The organism is Bacteroides difficilis (genome assembly GCF_048319815.1).
GTDB classification, from domain to species: Bacteria; Bacteroidota; Bacteroidia; order Bacteroidales; family Bacteroidaceae; genus Bacteroides; species Bacteroides zhangwenhongii.
In genome coordinates, this window is the sequence record NZ_CP182814.1 from 5,117,613 (window position 1) to 5,142,940 (window position 25,328).

The window sequence follows — 25,328 nt, forward strand, 5'->3', positions numbered from 1 at the left end:
AAAAAGGAGTATTTTATGTCAGAAAACAACTATATTTCGATCAAAGGTGCACGAGTCAACAACCTTAAAAACATCGATGTAGATATACCCCGCAACAAACTTGTTGTAATCACCGGATTATCGGGTTCCGGTAAATCTTCCCTCGCTTTTGACACTCTCTATGCAGAGGGACAACGCCGCTATGTGGAAAGCCTGAGCAGCTATGCCCGCCAATTTTTGGGACGAATGAGCAAACCGGAATGCGACTTTATCAAAGGCATTCCACCCGCCATTGCCATCGAACAGAAAGTGAACAGCCGCAACCCACGCTCTACGGTAGGTACTTCGACCGAGATTTACGAATATCTTCGCTTGCTCTATTCACGCGTAGGAAAGACATTCAGTCCCATTAGCGGACAAGAGGTGAAGAAACATTCGACAGAAGATATCGTCAACTGTATGCTTACGTATCCGGAAGGGACGAGATACACCGTATTGACACCCATCCGTCTGCGTGAAGACCGTACCTTGCAACAACAATTGGAAATAGACCTGAAACAGGGGTTCAACCGTATCGAAGTGAACGGTGAGATGAAACGTATAGATGAATATACCCCTGTGGCAGGTGACGAAGTTTATCTGCTGGTAGACCGCATGACAGTAGGCAATAGTAAAGACTCCATCAGCCGACTGACAGACTCCGCCGAAACAGCAATGTACGAAGGCGACGGAACTTGTCTGCTACGTTTTTATCCGGCAGACGGAACTACGAAACTACATACTTTCAGTACTAAATTCGAAGCAGACGGCATCACTTTTGAAGAGCCGAACGACCAAATGTTCTCGTTCAACTCTCCTATCGGCGCTTGCCCCACCTGCGAAGGATTCGGAAAAGTCATCGGCATTGACGAGCATTTGGTCGTGCCTGATCGCTCTTTATCAGTTTATGAAGGAGCTATCGTATGCTGGCGCGGTGAGAAAATGGGCGAATGGAAAGAAGAACTGATTCATAATGCGGATAAGTTTGATTTTCCGATTTTCACACCTTATTATGAGTTGACGGACGAGCAACGCCGGATACTCTGGGAAGGTAACCAATACTTTCATGGCATTAATGATTTCTTCAAAATGCTGGAAGAAAACCAGTACAAAATACAATATCGGGTAATGCTTGCACGTTATCGTGGCAAGACGCTCTGTCCGCAATGTCACGGCACACGCCTGAAGCCCGAAGCCGGTTATGTACGGGTAGGCGGAAAGAACATTTCCGAATTGGTGGATTTGCCTATCACTGAACTCAAGCAATTCTTTGATAACTTAAAGCTTAGCGAGCACGACAGCAATGTGGCACGACGAATCCTTGTCGAAATCAACAGCCGCATCCGTTTTCTTATTGACGTAGGGTTGGGATATCTTACCTTGAATCGTCTCAGCAACTCTTTATCGGGAGGAGAAAGCCAGCGCATCAACCTGGCAACTTCATTGGGCAGCAGTCTGGTAGGCAGCCTTTATATCCTCGACGAGCCTAGTATAGGATTACACAGTCGTGACACCGACCGTTTGATTTATGTACTGCGCCAACTCCAACAGTTAGGCAACACGGTAGTGGTCGTCGAACATGATGAAGAAATCATCCGTGCCGCAGACTACATTATCGACATCGGTCCTAATGCCGGGCGTTTGGGGGGCGAAGTCGTTTATCAAGGGGATATGAAAGACCTAAAGAAAGGAAGTAACAGCCACACGGTACGCTACCTTTTGGGAGAAGAAGAAATCCCAGTCCCTGCACATCGCCGTCCGTGGAATAACTACATCGAATTGAAAGGAGCACGCGAGAATAACCTGAAAGGGGTAAACGTACGTTTCCCGCTCAATGTGATGACGGTAGTCACCGGAGTTTCCGGTTCCGGTAAGAGTACGCTCGTCCGGGATATTTTCTATCGGGCACTGAAACGTGAATTAGACGAATGCAGTGACCGTCCGGGAGAGTTCTCATCTATCGGGGGCAGTTTGCGCGACCTGCGGAATGTAGAATTTGTAGATCAGAATCCGATCGGCAAATCCTCCCGTTCCAACCCCGTGACTTATATCAAGGCTTACGATGAAATCCGCAAGCTCTGGGCCGAGCAGCCGCTAGCCAAACAAATGGGCTACACAGCCGGATTCTTCAGTTTCAATAGTGAGGGTGGCCGTTGCGAAGAGTGCAAGGGGGATGGAACCATCACTGTGGAAATGCAATTTATGGCAGACTTAGTGTTGGAATGCGAATCCTGTCACGGAAAACGTTTCAAGTCCGATACGCTGGAAGTGAAGTTCCATGATAAAAGTATCTATGATGTATTGGAGATGACCGTAAACCAAGCTATTGAGTTTTTCAACGAACACGGACAGAAGAAAATAGTAAAGAAGTTGCTTCCATTACAGGATGTCGGATTGGGATATATCAAATTGGGACAGTCCTCATCCACTCTTTCCGGCGGTGAGAACCAACGCGTGAAACTGGCTTTCTATCTGAGCCAGGAAAAAGCGGACCCTACCCTGTTTATCTTTGACGAACCGACCACAGGCCTACATTTCCATGATATCCGGAAACTATTGGACGCCTTTGACGCACTGATTCGTCGCGGACATAGTATCGTAATCATCGAGCATAACATGGATGTCATCAAATGTGCTGATTATGTAATTGATCTCGGCCCTGAGGGGGGGGATAAGGGAGGAAATATCGTAGCAGTAGGGACTCCCGAAGAGGTAGCCGCTTGTGGAGCCAGCTATACGGGACAGTTCTTGAAAGAAAAGCTCAGTTAACGAGTTCGGTTTCCTCTACAATAAATTAAAAGAAAGATTTGCTGTCACCTGTCACAGATTATCACTTAATAATCTGATTATTAAATGATAATGACGTGACGGCAGCAAGTGACAACACTGTGACGGCAACCATACCGTCACGCAGAGATACAATACCCACACACTTTATGCTTTACAGTTTCCAACAGCGGGAACTAGTGTTTCACCCGTTGGAACTTTAGTTTCAGGCAGTAGAAACTTTAGTTTCCCTTGCTTGAAACCAGAGTTTCTTCGGCTTGAAACTAAAGTTTCTACTGCCTGAAACTAATTGTATTTGTGGTTTAATGTTTTTAGTTGACCACTTTAAGGCTTATTTTCAAAGTCGGTTGACTCAGTTAATACTTATTTTTATTACAAGTTGACGCTCTTTTTCGCTATTTGCTATTAAGGTTGACTTTAAAAAATATCAAACAATAGCGAGGAGATTATCTTAGGGTATGATTCCTCTCTCCCTGCGGTTGTGTAGGACATTCTTTGTGGGTCAATGCAAAGTTAGTGATATTTCCCTAAGTTGCAACCTCTTTGATGGCTTTCTCGCGGTAACTGATCCATCTTTTTTTTATTTCTCCAACCTGCTTGCCCGCCTCTGTCGGCGTCATTCCGTCCAGACTCATGTGAGGCCGTTCGTTGTTGTAGAAGTCTATGGCGGCTTCGACGGCAGCTTTCACCCCGTGGATGCTGAAAAATTCCATATCCTTGAGCAGTTCGTTTTTGATGGTATTGTTTACCCTCTCGGCCACAGCGTTGTCCTTCGGATCCCCAGTTTCAGTCATGCTGATCTTGATGCCGAGGCTCTTCAAGCGACCGGTGTATTCGTAGCTGGCGTATTGCACGCCACGGTCAGAATGATGGATGAGAGAGTCTTTCAGGACTTTGACATCCTTTATACGTCTCAGGGCCATCTCCAGAGCCTCCATCGGGTATAGAGTTTCCAATGTTGCGCCAACGCTGTAACCGACAATCTCCTTGCTGTAACAATCTGTAACCAGTGACAGATAGCAGAAATCATATAGACCCTTTTCCGGTACAGTCCAGAATGGTATATAGGTAATATCGCTTACCCATAACTGGTTGGAGGACTCAGGGATGAGCCGTCGTGTCAGGTCGGGATAGGTAGGATAGGCATGATCGGAGTTCGTGGTGCGGGCGCGGCGCTTCTTCTTGCGTACCTTGAGGTTGTACTTCTCAACGATGTCGTAGAAATGATTGTAGCCCACACCGTGATCTTTACCAAACTTCTTGTTGTACATCTCCCATAGCTTGCCCCCGCCTATACCGGGATCTTTACCGCGGATTTCCCTGATATACTCCACGCAGAAAGCCTCTTCGGCCAGTCTGGACATCAGGGTGTCCACATGTTTGTAATAGGCTTGTTTGCTCTTACCAAGCAGTCCACACAGCGACGTCACAGGATAAACCCTGACATCGCGTGTGTGAAGCCTGCTGACTACTTGGTGCCAGCTTTTTTTAAGTCAATGCCATATACTTCCTTACCGAAGTTGACCATCTCTTCATAGAAGTCGGCACGCAGCTTCTCTGTTGCCAGTCGCTTCTTTAATAATGCCACTTCCTGCTTGAGCTTGTCATAATCTGCCGGAGTGACATCCTTGCCTTGTTTCTTCATCTCTTCAGCGATTTGGGGATTACAGGACTCAAAGGTACGAAGAACTCGATAGAAAGAAGAACGGGAAAGACCTGTTTCCTGAAAAATATCCGCTTTTGATTTTTTGTTGACATAATACATCTCATAGATGTGATGATGCATTTTCACCCGCTCCAAGGCAGATGACAGACCTAATGTTTGATCCTTTTCCATAATTGGGATTTTAGGAGTCAACCTTTTTTAAAACAAGACAACCTATCACCGTTCAGAAACACCGATGGGCAATTGGATTCACACATACGATGATAGGTGACGAAGATTATCTTTAAAAGTAGAATCCGAATCCTACCTTAATGCCGAAACGTGAGTTGTCGGAGTCATCAAAACGCCATTTGTAATAAACGGCAGGTTCGATAGTCACTGTCCGGGAAAGGAAATAAGCATATCCGGCTTCAATACCTACCCCCCAATCGTTATTATGCTCACCACCTTTCAGACGGATACGTTCCCAGTCAAGACCACCACCGATATAAATACCTGTAGTATTGAAATAACAACGAACTCCGGTACCAAGAGTATACGTATCTTTAGGCTGCGACCAGTCTGCCCCCGCATTGACCATCAGCGCAAAACCATCCGCCAAGAATGTACCGACCTGTGCTCCCAAGCCAAACTTCGCATCGTCATTCTTGCTATACGAAAAGTCCAATCCTGTGACGGAAGGATTAAGAATCATAGTACCTTTTTCAAATTGAGCCTGTGCAGTGAACGAGACTGCCAATAGGCAAAAAGCTAAAGCTAATTTCTTCATAAACTTACTTTTTAAAGTGAATAGATTGTTCGTCTTTTTTGCGGCGTTCACGCATTTGCTCCTTTTTACGAAGCACCAGCCAAAGGAGAAAGACAATGACATAAGAACCTGCCACTGTCAGGATTTTCTCAGTCTGGCTGACTTCCGTATTACGTGGCAACAAATAAGCCGCAGTTACTGATACATAAATAAGGAATGCTAACGCAACTCCTGTTGATCTCTTTATTTTCTTCATTCTGATAATTTTCTTGTTTTCTGTTTACCCAGCCAAGCATAGAACCATACAGCCGCAATCACTACACACGCTATGCCGACGCTGTAAGAAACCACAGGTGAAAGTCCTAACCCTTCGGGAGCAATACATATATAAGTAGAGCATACACTTGTCATAAACAGCGCCGGTATCAAGGTGATGATGTAAGGTTTCTTGGATACAGCCAGAAATACTGTTATAGCCCACAAAGTGAACACAGCCAATGTCTGGTTAGCCCAAGCGAAATAACGCCATATCATATTAAACCCGTTGGCATCACGCAAGCTGTACAGGAGCAGACCGATAGCTACCACAAACATCGGGATACAAATGTACAAACGCCGACGCATACTTTTTTGTTCCATTCCCAAGAAATCCGCCACAATCAGACGTGCCGAACGGAAAGCCGTATCTCCCGACGTAATCGGGGCTGCAATCACTCCCAGAATGGCAAGTACCCCTCCGATTGTTCCCAGCCACTCCTTCGTGATGGCGTCTACAATAACGGAAGCATTACTTTCTTCCATCCCATTCTTATGGAAAAAGTAAGTAGCCGCAGCAGCCCAGATAAGAGCAACGATACCTTCAGTAATCATCGCACCATAGAATACCGGACGACCGTGACGTTCCGAAGTCATACAACGCGCCATCAAAGGACTTTGAGTAGCATGAAAACCGGAAATCGCACCACAAGCAATACTCACAAACATAATCGGGAAAATAGGGAGTTTGCTTGCTTCGGGATTTGTATTTTGCAAACCATCCCACAGCTCCGGCAAAACGGGATGATTGACATAAAGCATTACTAAAATTCCTACCGCCATAAACAGCAGTGCGACTGCGAACAGAGGATAAATTTTACCGATAATCTTATCTACCGGAAGCAAAGTCGCCAGAATATAGTAAGCAAACACAACGACAATCCAAAACGTAGTATCCAAATGTTCCGGTGTAAGTTTCGCCAGCAGTCCGGCAGGACCGGCCACAAAAACCGCACCGACAAGAATCATCAAAATAACGGTGAATCCTCTCATTACCTGCTTCGTAGTAATCCCTAAATAACGGCCTATGATTTCGGGCAAACTTTCACCACCATTGCGCAAAGAAAGCATTCCGGCAAAATAATCATGGACAGCACCCGCAAAGATACTCCCCAGCACAATCCACAAATAAGAAGAAGTTCCGAACTTCGCTCCCATGATTGCACCGAAAATTGGACCTAGTCCTGCAATATTAAGAAATTGAATCATGAAAATCTTCCAAGTGGGCAATGGAATATAGTCCACTCCATCAGCCTTAGTAAGTGCCGGTGTTTTACGGTCATCAGGACCAAAGACGCGTTCCATGAGGCGTCCGTACGTAAAATAGCCTACTATCAACGCAAGCAGGCATAGAGTAAATGTAATCATAGTGTGTCGTTTTTTAACTTGGCAAATGTAACATAATCTCATGAAACAGCCCAACAATACCGACACTTTTACTAACTTTGCAGAGATTTAAAACAAAAAACAAAGGATATGCGCCTATTTATTTTCATTCTTTCACTTTTGTTTCCTTTCCTCCCGACGACTGCGCAGCCCAAGCACGAAGTTCGTGCAGCATGGGTAACGGCTGTATACGGTTTGGACTGGCCTCGCACACGTGCAACGACTCCGCAGACAATCCGCAAACAGAAAGAAGAATTGACAGATATCCTTGATAAATTGAAAGCGGCTAATTTCAATACTGTTTTATTCCAAACCCGTACACGAGGAGACGTACTATATACTTCAGCAATCGAACCGTTCAATTCAATCCTGACTGGAAAGACAGGAGGAAATCCCGGCTATGATCCACTGGCTTTCGCCATTGAGGAATGTCATAAGCGGGGAATGGAATGTCATGCGTGGATGGTAACCATTCCGCTGGGAAACAAGAAACATGTTACTTCGCTCGGAAGTAAGTCCGTCACCAAGCGGATGAAAGAAATCTGCGTCCCTTACAAAAGTGAATATTTCCTCAATCCGGGACATCCGGCAACGAAAGAGTATTTGATGAAACTGGTACGCGAAGTCGTAAGCGGTTATGATGTGGACGGCGTACATTTCGACTATTTACGTTATCCAGAGAATGCACCTTTTTTCCCGGATAAATATGATTTCCGCAAATATGGCAAAGGACGTACGCTCGACCAATGGCGCCGGGATAATATTTCCGAGATTGTACGTTATATATATAAAGGTGTAAAAGCAATAAAACCTTGGGTAAAAGTAAGTACCAGCCCCGTTGGCAAATATCGGGATACTTCTCGTTATCCTTCGCGTGGTTGGAATGCTTTCTTTACCGTTTACCAAGATCCGCAAGGATGGATGGGAGAAGGTATTATGGATCAGATTTATCCGATGATGTATTTCCAGGGAAATAATTTTTATCCTTTTGCCCTCGATTGGCAGGAACAAAGTAACGGACGGCAGGTGATTCCGGGCTTGGGCATTTACTTCCTCCATCCCGATGAAGGGAAATGGACGCGTGACGAGATAGACCGCCAGATAAACTTCATCCGCAATCATAAGATAGCAGGCGAGGGACATTACCGGGTGAAATATCTTATAGAGAATACACAGGGTATCTATGATGAGTTGGTCGAAAACTTTTATGCTTATCCTGCTTTACAACCTCCCATGCCTTGGCTAGATAATGTTCCGCCTACGGCCCCGTCCGAATTAACAATAATCGATATTGACAATGGCTATACGGAATTAAAGTGGCAGGCTGCCACTGACAATGATGCACGCAATAAGCCAATGTATGTCATTTATGCATCGAATAATTTTCCGGTAGACATTAATCGGCCGGAAAACATTGTTGCACAAGGTATCCGGGAGACAAGTTATATCTATGCTCCTATCCTACCCTGGAATGCAAAGAAACATTTTGCTGTTACGGCCATTGACCGTTACGGAAATGAAAGTGAAGCGGTGCAAAAGTAAAAGACTTTGTATAAGAAACGGAATAACGACTACCGTTTCATATTACACAATGTACACTTTCTGATACAAGAATCCACGCCCGATACTTACTTTTTTTATAAACCGGAACTAATGGCAAATAACCTGAGCGGATTCTTCCCTGCTCCATTTCCAATGGATAAGTCTCTGCCATTGCTGTGTGTGCGTTCCATGCTGCTCCATCTGAAGGGGCATAGTCTATCTGAAAAATCCCTGTTGAGGAAGGGCATATATAACGGTCATACAAGTGACGCGCTACTACTCCCATATTCATCCGTAAGTTTATTTCCACACAAGGATGAATACGATAAGCCGGAGATTCCGGGAAGCGGCAAATCATCATATCAACTCCCAAATAGCCATTGTAAACACTTCCAAAGCGAAGAGATAATTCCCGTTCAAGACAATTACGCAATTTATCAAGCTCCCCGACGGGGACATATTCCGAAAGATTCTGTTCAATCGCAGCATTTGAAATCAACCTATTGCCCTCATACGCTCCACTCCCACCCGTGCGAAATTGAGAGTATCCGATGAAATTGAACCGTCCGTCACCTGAAGAATAAAATTCCATAGCAAAATCTTCTACCTTATTATATATAGGTTCACCGATTACGCCACCCTGCTGACTTCCGATACGCAAACACCAGCCGGAAATTGAAGGCGTATAAATGCCTTTACACCAGTTCAATCCCTTACCGCTACCCGAAAGAGGTGCTTTCAGCAGACAGGTATCATGCGATTCTACAAATGATTTCCATTCTTCGGGAAGTGCCAGGTAGAAGGATTCACCGCAAAAATAATTGTCTAATTGCAGATGAGGTAACAACTCTACTGCACAGGAACGGTGTGAACAAGAACGCAATTTATTTAATTGTTCAATAGAGGGTAATGCGTGCTTCTCTATTCCTAAGTCCAAGAGACGTTTTCTTACGGCGATGTCCCATCCCCAAGGACGGATATCCAGGTTTCGTTCGGAAGCAAGTTCCGGTTCTGTCATCAGATGTACCGAAAGTCCCAACAGTTGCCGCATCCTTTTCATATAGTCAAGATTATAAGCGGAAGGGGCCAATACCGCACTCCCCTCTTCGGCATACCACACCGGCAGCAAGGCCAGCTCAGCCGCCATCTGCCGGGCGGAGGCCGGTGGCATATAATTGATTTCACCGCTAGCCAACGCCAAGTCATGTTCCGGGTTGAATAGATAAAGAGTCTTTTTAGCCATCTCAAACGAATTCAAAACTTTATTCTGCAAATATATACAGGAAATAGTCAGCAATACCTAATAATAAGAAGAAAGTTAGAGTTAAAAGCACAATTTTGCCATCTCTACTTTGCAAATCTTAAAAAAAGCACTATATTTGCCACCCGTAAAACTAAGAACAGAAATGGAAGCATTCTATCGCACACACGCCTACCTTGTTGAGCATACCAATGCCCCCGTTCGCCGTGACCTTATGGATGAGATTGATTGGAGCGACCGCTTGATTGGTATCAAAGGGACACGTGGCGTAGGAAAAACCACTTTCCTGCTCCAATACGCAAAAGAGAAATTCGGGACCGACCGCTCTTGTCTGTTCATCAACATGAACAACTTCTACTTCTCGGGACACAGCATTGTGGACTTTGCCAACGAATTTCAAAAACGCGGTGGAAAAGTACTACTCATCGACCAAGTGTTCAAGCACCCGGAATGGAGCAAGGAGTTACGTATGTGTTACGACCGCTTTCCCAATCTGAAGATAGTCTTTACCGGTTCGTCCGTGATGCGGCTGAAGGAAGAAAACCTTGAATTGCGCGATATTGCAAAAAGCTATAACCTGCGCGGATTTTCTTTCCGTGAATTCTTGAACTTGCAGACCGGTATGAAGTTTCGGGCTTACAGTCTCGAAGAGATCCTAAGTACGCATGAACAGATTGCCAAAGGAGTGCTTTCCAAGGTACGTCCGTTGGATTATTTTCAGGATTACCTACATCACGGATTCTATCCGTTCTTCCTCGAAAAGCGCAACTTTTCGGAGAATCTGCTAAAGACAATGAACATGATGGTGGAAGTGGATATCCTACTTCTCAAACAAATAGAACTGAAATATCTTTCAAAGATAAAAAAATTACTATATTTGCTCGCTGTCGACGGACCGAAGGCTCCAAATGTCAGTCAGTTGGCAAGCGACATACAAACATCCCGCGCTACGGTGATGAATTACATCAAGTATCTGGCGGACGCACGACTCATTAATCTGGTTTATCCGAAAGGGGAAGAATTTCCGAAAAAACCTTCGAAGATAATGATGCACAACTCCAACTTGATGTATTCCATCTACCCGGTGAAAGTAGAAGAACAGGATGTATTGGACACTTTCTTTGCAAACTCTTTATGGAAGGACCATAAGATACACAAAGGAGACAAGAATTTCTCTTTTATCGTAGACGAAGTGATGCCGTTCAAGATTTGCCTGGAAGGTGCAAAGATTAAGAATAACCCGAATGTGACGTATGCGTTGCATAAGGCAGAAATAGGTCGGGGCAATCAGATACCTCTCTGGATGTTCGGCTTTTTATATTAAAAGATTTATTTACTTAAATATTTAATTTAGTTATGACTAAACAGAAGAAATTCATCACTTGTGATGGTAACCAGGCTGCAGCACATATCTCGTATATGTTCTCTGAAGTAGCTGCTATCTACCCCATCACTCCTTCTTCGACTATGGCTGAGTACGTAGACGAATGGGCTGCCGCAGGACGTAAAAACATCTTCGGCGAAACAGTATTGGTACAGGAAATGCAATCTGAAGGCGGTGCTGCCGGTGCAGTTCACGGTTCTCTTCAGGCTGGTGCGTTAACTACTACTTACACTGCTTCTCAGGGTCTTCTCCTGATGATCCCTAATATGTACAAAATTGCCGGTGAGTTCTTGCCTTGCGTATTCCATGTATCTGCTCGTACATTGGCTTCTCACGCATTGTGTATCTTCGGTGACCACCAAGACGTAATGTCAGCTCGTCAGACTGGCTTCGCTATGTTGGCTGAAGGTTCCGTACAGGAAGTTATGGATTTGGCCGGTGTTGCTCACTTGGCTACTATCAAATCACGCGTTCCGTTCATGAACTTCTTCGACGGTTTCCGTACTTCTCACGAAATCCAGAAGATCGAAATGTTGGAAAATGAGGACTTGGCTCCGCTGATCGACCAGGAAGCTTTGGCTGAATTCCGTGCCCGTGCACTGAATCCGATGAATCCGGTTGCTCGTGGTATGGCTGAAAACCCTGACCACTTCTTCCAACATCGTGAATCATGCAACAACTACTATGAAGCAGTTCCTGCTATCGTAGAAGAATACATGAATGAAATTTCTAAGATTACAGGCCGCAAATACGGTTTGTTCGACTACTACGGTGCTGAAGATGCAGAACGCGTAATTATCGCTATGGGTTCTGTAACAGAAGCTGCCCGCGAAGCTATCGACTACTTGGTAGCAAACGGTGAGAAAGTAGGTTTGGTTGCCGTACACTTGTATCGTCCGTTCTCTGCTAAACACTTCTTGGCTGCTGTACCTAAGACTGCTAAGACTATCGCAGTTCTTGACCGTACAAAAGAACCGGGTGCTAACGGTGAACCTCTTTATCTTGACGTTAAAGACTGCTTCTATGGTGTTGAAAACGCTCCTGTTATCGTTGGCGGTCGCTACGGTCTGGGTTCAAAAGATACTACTCCTGCACAGATCATCGCAGTATTCAAAAACTTGGCTATGCCAATGCCGAAGAACCACTTCACTATCGGTATCGTAGATGACGTTACTTTCACTTCTCTTCCGCAAGAAGAAGAAATCGCATTGGGCGGTGAAGGTATGTTCGAAGCTAAATTCTACGGTCTGGGTGCTGACGGTACGGTAGGTGCTAACAAGAACTCTGTGAAGATTATCGGTGATAACACTGACAAACACTGTCAGGCTTACTTCTCATACGACTCTAAGAAGTCAGGTGGTTTCACTTGTTCTCACTTGCGTTTCGGTGATACTCCGATCCGTTCTACTTATTTGGTTAACACTCCGAACTTCGTTGCTTGTCACGTTCAGGCTTACCTGCACATGTACGATGTAACTCGCGGTTTGCGTAAGAACGGTTCTTTCTTGCTGAACACTATCTGGGAAGGTGAAGAACTGGCTAAGAATCTGCCTAACAAGGTGAAGAAATATTTCGCACAGAACAATATTTCCGTATACTATATCAACGCAACTCAGATTGCATTGGAAATTGGTTTGGGTAACCGTACCAACACTATCCTTCAATCTGCATTCTTCCGTATCACAGGTGTTATTCCTGTTGAACAAGCTGTTGAACAGATGAAGAAATTCATCGTTAAGTCTTACGGCAAGAAGGGTGAAGACGTTGTTAACAAGAACTATGCTGCTGTTGACCGCGGTGGTGAATACAAGACTTTGACTGTTGATCCTGCTTGGGCTAACCTGCCGGATGACGCTAAAGCTGAAAACAACGATCCTGCATTCATCAACGAAGTAGTTCGTCCGATCAATGCTCAAGACGGTGACTTGTTGCCTGTATCTGCATTCAAGGGTATTGAAGACGGTACTTGGTATCAAGGTACTGCTAAATATGAAAAACGTGGTGTAGCCGCATTCGTTCCTGAATGGAATCCTGAAAACTGTATACAGTGTAATAAGTGTGCATACGTTTGTCCTCACGCTTCTATCCGTCCGTTCGTACTCGACGCTGAAGAACAGAAGGGTGCTAAGTTCGAACAACTGAAAGCCGTAGGTAAAGTATTCGACGGTATGACATTCCGTATCCAGGTTGACGTTCTCGACTGTCTGGGTTGCGGTAACTGTACTGACATCTGTCCGGGTAATCCGAAGAAGGGTGGCAAGGCATTGACAATGAAACACCTTGAAAGTCAGTTGGCTGAAGCTGAAAACTGGACTTACTGCGTTGACAACGTGAAGACTAAACAACATCTTGTTGACATCAAAGCCAACGTGAAAAACTCTCAGTTCGCTACTCCGTTGTTTGAGTTCTCAGGTGCTTGCTCCGGTTGTGGTGAAACTCCGTACGTAAAATTGATTTCTCAATTGTTCGGTGACCGTGAAATGGTTGCTAACGCTACCGGATGTTCTTCTATATATTCTGGTTCTGTTCCTTCTACACCTTATACAAAGAACGAAAACGGACACGGTCCTGCTTGGGCTAACTCACTGTTCGAAGACTTCTGCGAATTCGGTCTGGGTATGGAATTGGCAAACGAAAAGATGCGTGCACGTATCGTGAAAGTGATGAACGAAGCTATCGCTGCTGACTGTACTCCTGCTGAAGCTAAAGAATTGTTCGCTGAATGGATCAACAATATGTTGGATGCAGACAAGACTAAGGAATTGGCAGCTAAGATCATCCCGATGGTTGAAGCTAACAAGGATAAATGCAATCACTGCAAGCAAATCGCTGAACTGCAACAATATCTTGTAAAACGCAGCCAGTGGATTATCGGTGGTGACGGTGCTTCTTACGATATCGGTTACGGTGGTCTTGACCATGTAATCGCTTCCGGTAAGGACGTTAACATCCTCGTTCTGGATACTGAAGTTTACTCCAACACTGGTGGTCAGTCTTCTAAGGCTACTCCGGTAGGCGCTATCGCTAAGTTCGCTGCTGCAGGTAAGCGCGTACGTAAGAAAGACCTCGGTCTGATGGCTACTACTTACGGTTATGTATATGTTGCTCAGATTGCTATGGGTGCTGACCAGGCTCAGACTCTGAAAGCTATCCGCGAAGCAGAAGCATATCCAGGACCATCTTTGATTATCGCTTATGCTCCGTGTATCAACCACGGTCTGAAAGCCGGTATGGGTAAGAGCCAGGAAGAAGAAGAAAAGGCTGTTAAGTGTGGTTACTGGCATTTGTGGCGTTACAACCCTGCTTTGGAAGAAGAAGGTAAGAATCCGTTCCAATTGGATAGCAAAGAACCGAATTGGGAAGACTTCCAAGGTTTCTTGAAGGGTGAGGTTCGTTACGCTTCTGTAATGAAACAATATCCTAACGAAGCAGAAGAGCTGTTTAAAGCTGCTGAAGCAAACGCTAAATGGCGTTACAACAGCTACAAACGTCTGGCTAAAGAGAACTGGGGTGCTGAATAATTAATCACACTCAAATAAATATAAAAAGGGAGTCTGCTCAACCGCATGACTCCCTTTTTTATGTCTAAGCCAGTTTTATATAAGGCCGATTTTTATAAGGCCGGTTATGAACTAATTTTGAGATTGTGCAAACTTATTTTTGATGCTTCACGGATTTATGGTTAATGATGTAGGTTTTATTCGTCTGACAATTGTTTCTTTTTCGTCTGACAATTATCAGACTTCGGTATCCAGCTATCCACCAGCTGCCGATGTTCATCCCGCCATTTACGTGCAATCTCTTCTTCATCCATTCGAGCGTCTTTCATAGCTGTCATAAAAGAGCTAAGTTCTTCTGTCGTTAATTTGATATTACCGAAAAATTCAGCGGCAAACGGATCTTTTTTACTGAAACCTTTCCAGGCAATGGCATGTATTTCTTCCAGATCTCCATATACTTTCTTCGGATCATCCAGGAATTTCAGGTCAAACTGATCGAACATCCAATGCGGTGTCCAACCTGTAATGACAACCCATTCTCCCCTATCCATCGCTTTTTTCAAAGATGCCAACATGGTTGAGCTACTTGAAGTCATGAGGGTATAGCCGTCAAGACCGTAAGTTGAGATGGCCTTGTCTGTAGTCTTCATAATTCCTGCTCCGGCATCAATTCCCACTATTTCAGAAGAGAAACGATCTTTATTGGCAGCCAGTTCATCAATGGAATTAATGGCAACACATTGAGGTACGACTAACCCAACGCGTGCTTCTCCATATACTTCTCCTAAAAATTCGATGCTATCACCATACTGATCCATATAGTCTTTCATCGTTATCGGTAACCAGGTATCTAAAAAGACATCTGAATTCTTTCCGGATATGGATACGAAGATAGGGGCAAGATCAGCATTCTGTAGTTCAACCTCGTATCCTTGTTCTTCCAGTACCACTTTTGCCAAATGGCTCATGGCTATTCCTTCCAACCAATTGGCATAGGCTATTTTTACTTTTTTCTTATTTGGGCCGGAATCTGCACAGGAAGCCAGCAAAAGCAGAGCAGTCAGTACGATTCCTACTAATTTATATATTCTCATTTTTATTCCTTTCAGTTTTCACTCTTTCTTGTTTTAATTCTTTCTCTTTTAGTCCTTCTTATTTTTTCTTCCTGCCATTCCTTGTGTGATGCGGTCTAAGATGATAGCTAAAATAACTACCGCTATACCACCTTCAAACCCAAGTCCGATCTTCATCTGGGTGATACCTTTCAATACAATTTCCCCCAAACCACCGGCAGCAATCATTGCAGCGATTACAACCATAGAAAGTGACATCATTATTGTCTGGTTTACACCGGTCAGGATGGTAGGCAGTGCCAAAGGAAGCTGTACTTTATATAGCAGTTGCCAACGGGTAGCCCCGAACGAACGAGAAGCTTCCACTACATTTTTAGGAACCTGTCGGATTCCCAATCCGGTAAGGCGGACTACAGGAGGCATAGCAAAGATAATAGTGGCAAACACTCCAGGCACTGCTCCCAATCCGAAAAACAAAACGGCAGGAATCAGATAAACAAAAGCAGGCATCGTCTGCATCAAGTCGAGAACAGGGCGGAGTATTTTCTCTGCACGCGGACTGTTTGCCGTCCATACTCCCAAAGGTACACCAACAATTAGAGCCAGACAGGTAGATGACAAAACGAGAGCCAGGGTTTGCATTGTAGCCTCCCAAAATCCCATTCCATAAATCAATAATAATCCTAATGCAGTGAAAATTGCCGTACCACGCCCTGCTTTTATCCATGCAAGTGCAGCAAGCACCAGGATGGTTATATAAAAAGGTATTCCGAAAAGTATATGCTGGAATCCTATAATAAAACTACCGATGCCTACATTCACGGCATCAAAGAAAGTGGAAAAATGTACCATCATCCAATTGATGGCCACCTCTATATATTGTCCTATATTTATCATAAATCTATTGCGTTTTGAATTATTTCGTTTATTTCTTCTTTATCTTTCCCGGTCACTTCGATGATTAAAGATGAAAGTGGGATTGTTCCTAAAAACTCGCGTGTCTCATCTATCACCCATACTGGTGAATTGCTCTTTGTCATTAAAGGAAGCATATCCTCCAACACTGTATCTTCCAACACAGAATGTACTTCTGTACGCACAACTGTTTCAATGGATTTTTCCTGCCTGCTACGTAACTTAAGCAAATCGTTCAGGCGCACTTCCCCGACCAGTTTATCGTCGGCATCTATTACAGGTAATACAGTTATATTCTTCGTACGCATCTTACGAATCAAAACTTCGGGACCTTCTTTCTTCAGACGAGCCACCAACGGTTTGTCAATCATTAAAGAAGAGGCGGTAATAATTTTACTCCTATCCACGTTTTCAACAAAACGGGCTACATAATCGTTAGCCGGTTCAGTCAGGATTTCCTCCGAAGTACCTACCTGTACCACTTCTCCGTCTTTCATAATAGCAATACGGTCACCTAGTTTAATTGCTTCACTTAAATCATGAGTAATAAAGACAATTGTCCTTTTCATCTTTGATTGCAAGGCCAGTAGCTCATCCTGCATCTGTACGCGAATCAGAGGATCGAGAGCTGAGAAAGCCTCATCCATTAAAAGTACTTCGGGATTATTGGCCAAGGCACGTGCCAATCCGACACGCTGTTGCATTCCACCGGAAAGTTCACCTACCATCTGATTCTCATATCCTTTCAATCCGACGAGCTTCATACTTTCCATCGCTTTCTTTTCACGCTCTCCCTTCTTCACTCCCTGAAGTTCAAGGCCGAACGCAATATTACTCAATACAGAGCGGTGAGGCAACAAACCGAAATTTTGGAAAACCATTGCCAGCTCTTTCCGGCGAACCTGTAATAGTTCTTTTTCGGATATTTTAGATATATCGACTCCATTTACAAGGACTTGCCCGGCAGTAGGACGTATCAAACGATTGATACAGCGCAGTAATGTCGATTTTCCACTTCCCGAGAGGCCCATTATCACAAAAAACTCTCCTTCATTTATTGAAAGATTGGCATCCTTCACTCCTACCGTACAACCGGTATCTTTCAGAATTTCCGCTTTACTCTTATCTTTTTTCAGCATCTTGAGTGCTTTCTGCTTCTCATGACCAAAGATAAGGTACAAATCCTTTATTTCTATTTTACTCATATAATATATTGGTTTAGATTATAATATTTGTTTTGTTTCCAACTGCTGCGTTTCTCATTCTTGTTTACATAAACAAGTTGAATCTCCGCATGGTTCAGTCCTGCTACATGGTAACATGACGATCCAATGAGTTTTTTAAATGATTAAAAAAACAGACTGAGTAGTTTAAAAGGAATAGAATTTGATAAGATTATCCTCTCAATGAACAGTAAAAAACAGTATTTTCATAAATAAATAACAGTCTGTTCTTGCATATTGTTGGCACAAAGATAAGGAAAACAGATTAAAAATGCAAATTTTATTCAGAAGCAGAGTAATTCCAAAGATGCTTTTTCAAGTCTACGCATCCATTTTGTTTGAAAGAAATCCCTTCTTTCAGCAAGAGTTGCTTTTGCTCTGTCCAGCCGGGTACAAGGCGCCCCGATGCATTGACTACTCGATGGCATGGAACAGATATACCCTCCGGTACTTGCTTCAAAGCACGTCCTACCATACGGGAACATTGAGGCATTCCTAATAATGCGGCAATCTCTCCATAGGTAGAAACCTTTCCTACCGGAATATCACAAACAACCTGATACACCTCTTGACAAAAAGACACAGAAAACTTTGCCTTGTCTACTTTATAATCCTTCATTAACCCTTCTCTTTTACTTATTTTTCTTCCTCAAAGCTAGGTAAAAAGACGAATATTTGCAAATTATTAAGATACAACAAACAATATATGCAACTTTACTTGCTTTATATACAATTTATTACGACCTTTGTGGCATAAAAGTAGTTTTATTATTAACGAGACAAGCAACATCATTATGAAAAAGAAGACTGTTCTATTTGCTTCTTGTTTGTTAGGAACCTTAGCTTTCAGTTCCTGTGAGAAGAATCTTTATGATGAAAGCAAACAGCCTGAAAAGGAACTCCAAATGAAAGACTTGGATATACCTGCGGATTTCCAATGGAAATTAACTCGAGTAAGTGAGACAACGGTGTCATCTACAATTCCTACTCCTACAATAGTTTCATTCTTTTTGGATGAAGCATGCAGTGAAGAAGAAAAACTAGCAACTATCCCTGTATACGCAGAAACTTCAAGCCTACCATTAAGTATTCCTACATATGCAAAAACATTGTATGCTCAATATAAAAATGGTTCAGGTGCTATGATCAAAGCAACAATGCCAATCAACCCTGATGGCAGTTTCTCATTATCCATCAATGATAATAACAATACCACATCTCGAGCAGTTACACGTGGGCATGACATAGAAGATGACATTGATTACGACAAAGGGGAAGGAGTAATATATCATCCTAAGAATGGTTGGGGAACAATTATGTTTGAAGATCAATTTCCATCATTGGGAGATTATGACTTCAATGACTTTGTAGTAAATTACAAGGTACAATTTGAAGTCAACAAACAAAAAAATAAAGACTATAAAAGTAAACTGATTGTCATCGGTTTACGTTTAAAAGCTGTTGGTGGAATATTCCCATATTCTCCTTATTTAAGACTCAAAGAAATAAAAAAGTCTGAAGCCGAAGTTGAAATGATGGACGCTAAAACAGGAAGACCATTCAAAGTTAATTGCGTTGAAAACAAAAAAAATTATCTTATCATCGATTGCAGCGAATTAATCAAAAATCTGCCAAAAGGCGAAAGTCAGTACTTCAATACTGAAAGAGGAGCCTTAGTATCAACAAATGATCTACCGGAAATCATTATTACAATTGATCTCAATGTTGCCAAAGAGGTAGAAGAAATATTGGAGGATGATGAATTTGATTTATACTTAAAACGTAATGACGATGGAACAGAAATACACATGAATGGTATTGAGCCAGTTGGTTACAAATATCCATTCAAAGATTCTAATTTACTTCCTGTATATGAATCTGACGGAGATGAAGAAGACGATAATTACTATTTTAGTAAAGAGCGTTTGATCTGGGGCTTAAGAGTACCGGGTAATGTAGCCCACGCAATTGAAAAAGCCAACTTCTTGAAAGCTTATCCTGGATTCAGGAAATGGGCAACAAGCAGCGGCAAAAATGAACAAAATTGGTACGGTCAAGGTAATGCAGATAAAAGTCTGTTGATCTATAACTGATTCTTTTCCTATCCCATACACTAAATCCCGATAAAGTATTGAATATACCTTATCGGGATTTATTATAATCATACCAATTGCAATCTTATTATCCTCTTCTTTTTAAGAAGTCCGTCGGACTCTCTCCAAACTGTTCTTTATAACATTTTGTGAAATAAGAAGGAGAACTGAAACCTACTTCATAACCAATCTCTGCCACTGTCATATCCGATGAAGCAAGTAGAGAAGCCGCTTTCTTCAGACGAGCAATCCGAAGCAACTCATTAGGAGAGTAATTAGTAAGGGACTTTATCTTACGATAAAGTTGTACACGGCTCAGTCCCATATCTTTTCCTAAATCCTCCACATTCAGATTAGAATCCCCTAGCTTTGCGTCAAGTAAAGACTTGAATTTCTCCACAAAGTTCTTATCCATATCACAAACATCCTCTTTCGCCAACGTCTGTCCGTCGCCAAAGAACTGCTTCAAGCGACGATGCGAATCAATCAAATTACGGACACGAGCCAACAGCAGTTGTGAACTAAAAGGTTTGGAAATATATGAATCGGCACCACCGTCATATCCCTGAATCCGTTGTTCATCCAAAGAACAGGCAGTCAACAGAATAACAGGAATATGACATGTCTGCAACTCGCTTTTTAACCTACGACAGCACTCAATGCCGTCAATTCCCGGCATCATCACATCAGAAATAATCAAATCCGGAACATATTTCATAGCCTTACGAATCCCTTCCGAACCATCTACAGCCTCAATAACAGTATAATCGGCATGAAGCAAACTATGTACATACGAACGGATATCTGCATTATCGTCAATGATAAGGACGGAAGGTTGGGAAGAATCATAATCTCTTTCAGTTTCCTCTTCCTCAGCTACTTGAGCATTGTTTAAAGCAGAAGAGACCGAAGCCCCAATGGAAGAAGACAATGGGCTATCCACCGAAACGGTTACCTCACAAGTCTGCATCGGTAAATCAACCGTAAAGATTGTTCCTTGTTTTTCATCACTTTCTACAGAAATAGTTCCTTTATGCAATTCGACAAAAGCTTTCACAAGTGCCAAACCAATCCCCGAACCTGCATGATGCATATCTATCTTGTAGAAACGGTCGAAAATATTCCGAATATGTTCCACAGAAATCATAGAACCGGTGTTAGCAACGGTAAAACGAATCCAACGCCCATCCTCTTTTGTCAAAGGAGACAGACGAACGGTCACCTTTCCATTTTCCGGAGTAAACTTGAAAGCATTAGAAAGAAGATTAAAATAAATGCGTTCCAATTTTTCCACGTCCGCCAATGTATGATAATCCGTATCCGCCAGCTTATCAAAAGAGAAATGAATATGTTTCTTTCGCGCCACTGCTAAAAACGACTCATTCCACCCCTCAAAAGAAGAAAGAATATCTACAGGAACAGGTGTATATTCCATCATACCATTTTCATACTTTCGAAAATCCAAAATCTGATTGACCAGACGCAAAAGGATATTCACATTCCGCTGAATCAACATCAACATCCGATGCTGGTCTCCATTCAATGTTTTATCAGCCAATAAATGCTCCACCGGATCGGCAACTAATGTCAGTGGAGTACGGAAATCATGAGAAATATTCGTAAAGAAAACCAATTTGGCATGAGTCGCTTCTTCCAATTGATGAGAAAGCTGTATAAGCTGATCCCTCTGTTCTTCCAATTTATCACGTTGCTCTTCCAGTTTGTCACGCTGTTCCTCTAACTGCTTCTTCTGTTCGGAAAGTTCTCTATTCAAGCGATTCTTGGAGCGAAGAGATTTATATACTACTAATAACAAACCTGCCACCAACAAAAGGATAACCAGACCACCATACATGACAACCTGTTGGGTAGCAACACGTGACAAATACCCTCCGATACGTCCGTTCAATGTTTCGATTTTCTGATCCAATTCAGATATATGCGTAGTCTGGAGTTGCATGACATGAGCATTCGTGTGGTCTACGACGGCCGTATTCATTACGGTTTCTCTAGGATAAGGCTTTTTTTCAAGAATATTCATAGCCAACTGCATTACCTTATCACCATTTGTAGGATAAATAAAAGTAGCATTCAGCACACTGTCAAGCACAAGTTCCAATCCGTTTCCTTTACCCGGCAAAGCATCAATACCAACAAAGAGCATTTCTTTCTCCCTACCTACTTTCTTGGCAGCCCGATAAGCTCCCGGAGCTATGCGGTCATTATGTGCATACACCGCATCGATTTTCGGATGACGACAGAGCATACTATCCATCTCCACTTCAGCCGGACCACTCTCCCATGCCGCATCCGCTTTATCAATCAGCTTTATATCCGGGAAATTACTGATGGCTGCCATAAATCCCTGATGACGCTCCATCGCAGGGGTCGAACCTCCCAGCCCTGTTAGCTCCACCACATTCCCTTTTCCCCGCAAGCTTGATGCAATATAATTTCCAACCGCACGGCCTATTTCATAATTATCGGCACCGATATATGCAGTATATTTATCAGATAGAATCTTCCGGTCTATCAAAATGACAGGGATTCCTTTCCGATAGGCTTCTTCCACGACGGGAGTCATCGGAGCCGCCTCGTTGGCTGAGATAATAAGTAAATCAACTCCTTTATCCATAAAATAACGGACATCTTCCGCCTGCTTGCGGTTATCATCTCCAGCCGACCGGATTTCAACCGCCACCCCATCGTAAAACATGGCTTCACGAAGAATCTCATCATTCATTTTGTGCCGCCAAGAATCATCACTACATTGAGCCACACCAATACGGAAATGCGGCACATCTTGATGGCAGGCTACCATTCCGAGAAAACAAAACAAGATCACTATCCAACGTAAATATCCCATAGTATTGTGTATTTTTTCGTAGATTATATCTTTTACCATACTATCTATTTGTCATATATCGGGATAAAGATAATGGTTTTCTCTTAAAAACAGAAAGTAAAAAGCCTCAAATCTGCTTTATTAACAAGCCTCCTTCTACCCGCAAACAGTGGCACAACAAAGTCAGATTTCATTAATAAAAGTATAAAGAGTTAGGCAAACACTTAATCAATGTTATAAAACATCTCTTTTTATTTGGATTATTTGCTAGTTTCACAGAAGTCCGTATCTTTGCATTGTGTTTTTCATAGTATTAGATTTAAGGTTAACAAAGGTTGGAGCAAGGCGTTGCTCCTTTTTTTATACCCATACCTCTTATGTAAGGTCATAATAAAACTCCCATGAGATTGAAGCTCATGAGAGTTTTATTATATATTCTATCGTATAGGCTTTTACAACATCCTATCTTTCAGTACCTGCGGAAGTTCCGGCATTGCACCGCTTTGCGTACATACATAAGCGGAAGCTTCAACAGCCAGTTTATGAGCTTCGGGAACCGACTTACCATTGAGAATAGAAGCACAGAACGTTGCTGTAAAGGAGTCACCGGCTCCCACTGTATCAGCTACGGGAACTCTCGGGGTCTCTTGGAAGGAAACAACCCCCGGAGTAAATACGTAACTACCATTAATACCACAAGTCAGAATCAACATCTTCAGATTATACTTAGCTAACAAAATCCAGCATTTATCCTGCAAGTCAATACCCGGATAGCCAAACATACGGCTAATGGTCACTAATTCTTCGTCATTTATCTTCAGCACATTGCAACGCTGGCAGGACTCACGAATAACCTCTTTTGAATAAAAATCCTGTCGGAGATTAATATCAAAGATCTTCAATTGCCCGTCTATATCAGGCATTGTATCCAAAAAACGATTGATAGTGGCACGGCTCACCTCATTGCGTTGCGCCAATGATCCGAAGCAAACAGCACGTGTATTCAAAGCCAAACGTTTCAGTTCATCTGTAAAAGGAATATTGTCCCATGCAACCCCTTCCTTAATTTCATAACAAGGGACACCCTCATCATCCAACGTTACCTGCACCGTACCGGTAGGATAATCCACACGTTCAATCTGTGTTTTCAGTTTCTTTTCATTGAATACTCTCAGAATCTCATCTCCCAGTTCATCATTCCCCACGGCACTTACTACGCGGCTGTCAAAGCCAAACTGCGATACATGATAGGCAAAGTTTGCCGGAGCACCACCAATTTTCTTTCCTTCGGGCAACACATCCCAAAGTGCTTCGCCCATTCCTACAATTATATTATTCATGACTTACAGATTTTATTGTTTCCAAAGTTATTAATTTATTTTCTAATACGGAACGTATAAAACAAAAGATACAGTACGCCTACCGTCATTACGGCAACCGCCCCACTCTGTCCCATTGCATCGGAGGCAACTCCCATAGCCAACGGAAACACTGTTCCTCCGAAAAGTCCCATAATCATCAAGCCGGAAACCTCATTCTTTTTTGCCGGAAGATAGAGTAACGCCTGCGAGAAAATAACAGAGAATACATTGGAATTACCAAAACCAATCAATGCAATGCAGGCATAAATCATTGTCTTTTCATGGAAAGCAAACAATCCTGCCATCGCTACCAACATCATTACCACACTAATGCCAAAGAAAGATTTTGCCGACATCTTACGTAAGATGAACGATCCTAAGAAGCAGCCAGCCGTACGGAAGATAAAATAAAGGCTTGTAGCAAAAGCAGCGTCATCCAATCCCATGCCAAGACGTTCCATCAGAATCTTTGGAGCGGTAGTATTTGTACCTACATCAATACCGACATGACACATGATGCCAATAAAACAAAGCAGGATAAACGGTTTGCCAAGCAACGCCAGACATTGTCCGAAAGTTGACGGTTCGCCTTCCTCTTTTTCTTCTTCAATCTGAGTAATATTGAGCAAGAGAATGGCAATGATCGCTACAACCATATAAATAGGAAATAACACGCGCCAGCCTAAATCGAAAGTCGGAATGGCCTGCGTCGCTCCCCACATGGCGATGTAAGGAGCCAGAAAAGAAGCAATGGCTTTCACAAACTGACCGAAAGTCAGGCTACTTGCCAGACGGTCGCCACGTACGATATTGGAAAGCAACGGGTTCAGGGAAGTCTGCATCAACGCATTTCCAATGCCCAAGAGGGAGAAGGAAATCAGCATCAGCATATAGCTGTCGCCGAAAACGGGTAGCAACAGAGAAGCGAAAGTCACAATCAAACTAAGCAATACGGTTTTCTTCTGACCAATGCGGCTCATCAACATGCCGGTGGGGACGGAGAAAATCAGGAACCAGAAGAATACTAATGACGGAAAGATATTCGCCTGTGAGTCCGACAGACCAAGATCCGCCTTTACGTAATTGGAGGCAATGCCTACCAGGTCAACAAATCCCATGGCGAAGAAGCAAAGCATTACCGGGACTAGTTTGGAGAGGGAAGAGTTTTTACTGTTTTCCATTATTTTATCTTTTATACGATGAATTCTGTT

17 protein-coding genes and 1 pseudogene are annotated in these 25,328 nt (G+C 43.1%); 5 read left to right on the forward strand and 13 right to left on the reverse strand.

What is annotated here, in order from left to right; genetic code table 11:
- Positions 1-15 precede the first annotated feature (15 nt).
- Positions 16-2,787 carry an excinuclease ABC subunit UvrA gene (gene uvrA, locus ACNOGP_RS20220; RefSeq protein ID WP_143866621.1) on the forward strand — a complete coding sequence of 924 codons (2,772 nt, stop codon included), beginning with the start codon at positions 16-18 and terminating at the stop codon, positions 2,785-2,787.
- A gap of 545 nt (positions 2,788-3,332) precedes the next feature.
- On the opposite strand, the pseudogene ACNOGP_RS20225 reads toward uvrA, so the two are convergent.
- The 5 genes and pseudogenes from ACNOGP_RS20225 to ACNOGP_RS20245 all read right to left on the reverse strand — a co-directional run.
- Positions 3,333-4,241, reverse strand: a pseudogene (locus tag ACNOGP_RS20225) (IS3 family transposase); the annotation flags it as partial.
- Positions 4,242-4,273: 32 nt separating this feature from the next.
- Positions 4,274-4,642 (reverse strand): hypothetical protein, encoded by a 369-nt coding sequence (locus ACNOGP_RS20230; RefSeq protein WP_418213558.1) that lies wholly within the window; start codon positions 4,640-4,642, stop codon positions 4,274-4,276.
- Positions 4,643-4,754: 112 nt separating this feature from the next.
- On the reverse strand, positions 4,755-5,240 hold the full coding sequence (locus ACNOGP_RS20235) for an outer membrane beta-barrel protein (RefSeq protein ID WP_007758039.1): 486 nt from the start codon (positions 5,238-5,240) through the stop codon (positions 4,755-4,757).
- A 4-nt stretch (positions 5,241-5,244) separates the two neighbouring features.
- The gene (locus ACNOGP_RS20240; protein ID WP_143866619.1) at positions 5,245-5,475 is read right to left on the reverse strand and encodes a hypothetical protein; all 231 of its coding nucleotides are present in this window, start codon (positions 5,473-5,475) and stop codon (positions 5,245-5,247) included.
- Entirely contained in the window at positions 5,472-6,902 is a 1,431-nt protein-coding gene (locus ACNOGP_RS20245) for a carbon starvation protein A (protein ID WP_418213559.1), read from the reverse strand. The genes ACNOGP_RS20240 and ACNOGP_RS20245 overlap by 4 nt, the downstream gene beginning before the upstream one ends.
- Positions 6,903-7,010: 108 nt before the next feature.
- Between ACNOGP_RS20245 and ACNOGP_RS20250 the strand changes: the two genes are divergently transcribed.
- Complete coding sequence (locus tag ACNOGP_RS20250) at positions 7,011-8,462, forward strand: glycoside hydrolase family 10 protein (RefSeq protein ID WP_418213560.1); 1,452 nt, start codon at positions 7,011-7,013, stop codon at positions 8,460-8,462.
- Between the two features lie 37 nt (positions 8,463-8,499).
- Here the strand turns inward: ACNOGP_RS20250 and ACNOGP_RS20255 are convergent, their stop codons facing one another.
- Positions 8,500-9,705: a hypothetical protein gene (locus ACNOGP_RS20255; protein WP_418213561.1), complete on the reverse strand. Its 1,206-nt coding sequence runs from the start codon at positions 9,703-9,705 to the stop codon at positions 8,500-8,502.
- 163 nt (positions 9,706-9,868) lie between these two features.
- On the opposite strand from ACNOGP_RS20255, the gene ACNOGP_RS20260 reads away from it, so the two are divergent.
- Together ACNOGP_RS20260 and nifJ are read left to right on the forward strand one after the other, a co-directional pair.
- A complete protein-coding gene (locus ACNOGP_RS20260; RefSeq protein ID WP_143867961.1) occupies positions 9,869-11,047 on the forward strand; it encodes an ATP-binding protein in 1,179 nt (392 codons plus the stop codon).
- Between the two features lie 32 nt (positions 11,048-11,079).
- A complete protein-coding gene (nifJ, locus tag ACNOGP_RS20265) occupies positions 11,080-14,628 on the forward strand; it encodes a pyruvate:ferredoxin (flavodoxin) oxidoreductase (protein WP_418213562.1) in 3,549 nt (1,182 codons plus the stop codon).
- A gap of 176 nt (positions 14,629-14,804) precedes the next feature.
- On the opposite strand, the gene ACNOGP_RS20270 is transcribed toward nifJ, so the two are convergent.
- The 4 genes from ACNOGP_RS20270 to ACNOGP_RS20285 all read right to left on the reverse strand — a co-directional run bounded on the left by ACNOGP_RS20270 (position 14,805) and on the right by ACNOGP_RS20285 (position 18,437).
- Positions 14,805-15,701, reverse strand: a complete 897-nt coding sequence (locus ACNOGP_RS20270; protein WP_418213563.1) for a glycine betaine ABC transporter substrate-binding protein — start codon at positions 15,699-15,701, stop codon at positions 14,805-14,807.
- A gap of 48 nt (positions 15,702-15,749) precedes the next feature.
- A complete protein-coding gene (locus ACNOGP_RS20275) occupies positions 15,750-16,577 on the reverse strand; it encodes an ABC transporter permease (RefSeq protein WP_418213564.1) in 828 nt (275 codons plus the stop codon).
- Positions 16,574-17,800, reverse strand: coding sequence for a quaternary amine ABC transporter ATP-binding protein (locus ACNOGP_RS20280; RefSeq protein ID WP_418213565.1), 1,227 nt, complete (start codon positions 17,798-17,800; stop codon positions 16,574-16,576). The genes ACNOGP_RS20275 and ACNOGP_RS20280 overlap by 4 nt, the downstream gene beginning before the upstream one ends.
- A 298-nt stretch (positions 17,801-18,098) precedes the next feature.
- Positions 18,099-18,437, reverse strand: a complete 339-nt coding sequence (locus ACNOGP_RS20285; protein WP_272719689.1) for an MGMT family protein — start codon at positions 18,435-18,437, stop codon at positions 18,099-18,101.
- A 175-nt stretch (positions 18,438-18,612) separates the two neighbouring features.
- Here ACNOGP_RS20285 and ACNOGP_RS20290 point away from each other — a divergent pair, with 175 nt between their 5' ends.
- On the forward strand, positions 18,613-19,911 hold the full coding sequence (locus ACNOGP_RS20290) for an LruC domain-containing protein (protein WP_186967037.1): 1,299 nt from the start codon (positions 18,613-18,615) through the stop codon (positions 19,909-19,911).
- 88 nt (positions 19,912-19,999) lie between these two features.
- On the opposite strand, the gene ACNOGP_RS20295 is transcribed toward ACNOGP_RS20290, so the two are convergent.
- From ACNOGP_RS20295 to ACNOGP_RS20305, 3 genes are all read right to left on the reverse strand, one after another.
- Positions 20,000-22,777 (reverse strand): substrate-binding domain-containing protein, encoded by a 2,778-nt coding sequence (locus ACNOGP_RS20295; RefSeq protein WP_418214784.1) that lies wholly within the window; start codon positions 22,775-22,777, stop codon positions 20,000-20,002.
- A 431-nt stretch (positions 22,778-23,208) separates the two neighbouring features.
- On the reverse strand, positions 23,209-24,096 hold the full coding sequence (locus tag ACNOGP_RS20300) for a carbohydrate kinase family protein (protein ID WP_007748309.1): 888 nt from the start codon (positions 24,094-24,096) through the stop codon (positions 23,209-23,211).
- A 35-nt stretch (positions 24,097-24,131) separates the two neighbouring features.
- On the reverse strand, positions 24,132-25,298 hold the full coding sequence (locus ACNOGP_RS20305) for an MFS transporter (protein ID WP_195475405.1): 1,167 nt from the start codon (positions 25,296-25,298) through the stop codon (positions 24,132-24,134).
- Between the last annotated feature and the right edge of the window lie 30 nt (positions 25,299-25,328).

Coding starts and splice junctions, on each gene's coding strand:
- ACNOGP_RS20270 (WP_418213563.1), bottom strand. CDS start 15,701: ATGAGAATATATAAATTAGTAGGAATCGTACTGACTGCTCTGCTTTTG.
- uvrA (WP_143866621.1), top strand. CDS start 16: ATGTCAGAAAACAACTATATTTCGATCAAAGGTGCACGAGTCAACAAC.
- ACNOGP_RS20300 (WP_007748309.1), bottom strand. CDS start 24,096: ATGAATAATATAATTGTAGGAATGGGCGAAGCACTTTGGGATGTGTTG.
- ACNOGP_RS20260 (WP_143867961.1), top strand. CDS start 9,869: ATGGAAGCATTCTATCGCACACACGCCTACCTTGTTGAGCATACCAAT.
- ACNOGP_RS20230 (WP_418213558.1), bottom strand. CDS start 4,642: ATGGAAAAGGATCAAACATTAGGTCTGTCATCTGCCTTGGAGCGGGTG.
- ACNOGP_RS20250 (WP_418213560.1), top strand. CDS start 7,011: ATGCGCCTATTTATTTTCATTCTTTCACTTTTGTTTCCTTTCCTCCCG.
- ACNOGP_RS20255 (WP_418213561.1), bottom strand. CDS start 9,705: ATGGCTAAAAAGACTCTTTATCTATTCAACCCGGAACATGACTTGGCG.
- ACNOGP_RS20295 (WP_418214784.1), bottom strand. CDS start 22,777: ATGGGATATTTACGTTGGATAGTGATCTTGTTTTGTTTTCTCGGAATG.
- ACNOGP_RS20245 (WP_418213559.1), bottom strand. CDS start 6,902: ATGATTACATTTACTCTATGCCTGCTTGCGTTGATAGTAGGCTATTTT.
- ACNOGP_RS20275 (WP_418213564.1), bottom strand. CDS start 16,577: ATGATAAATATAGGACAATATATAGAGGTGGCCATCAATTGGATGATG.
- ACNOGP_RS20305 (WP_195475405.1), bottom strand. CDS start 25,298: ATGGAAAACAGTAAAAACTCTTCCCTCTCCAAACTAGTCCCGGTAATG.
- ACNOGP_RS20290 (WP_186967037.1), top strand. CDS start 18,613: ATGAAAAAGAAGACTGTTCTATTTGCTTCTTGTTTGTTAGGAACCTTA.
- ACNOGP_RS20235 (WP_007758039.1), bottom strand. CDS start 5,240: ATGAAGAAATTAGCTTTAGCTTTTTGCCTATTGGCAGTCTCGTTCACT.
- nifJ (WP_418213562.1), top strand. CDS start 11,080: ATGACTAAACAGAAGAAATTCATCACTTGTGATGGTAACCAGGCTGCA.
- ACNOGP_RS20280 (WP_418213565.1), bottom strand. CDS start 17,800: ATGAGTAAAATAGAAATAAAGGATTTGTACCTTATCTTTGGTCATGAG.
- ACNOGP_RS20285 (WP_272719689.1), bottom strand. CDS start 18,437: ATGAAGGATTATAAAGTAGACAAGGCAAAGTTTTCTGTGTCTTTTTGT.
- ACNOGP_RS20240 (WP_143866619.1), bottom strand. CDS start 5,475: ATGAAGAAAATAAAGAGATCAACAGGAGTTGCGTTAGCATTCCTTATT.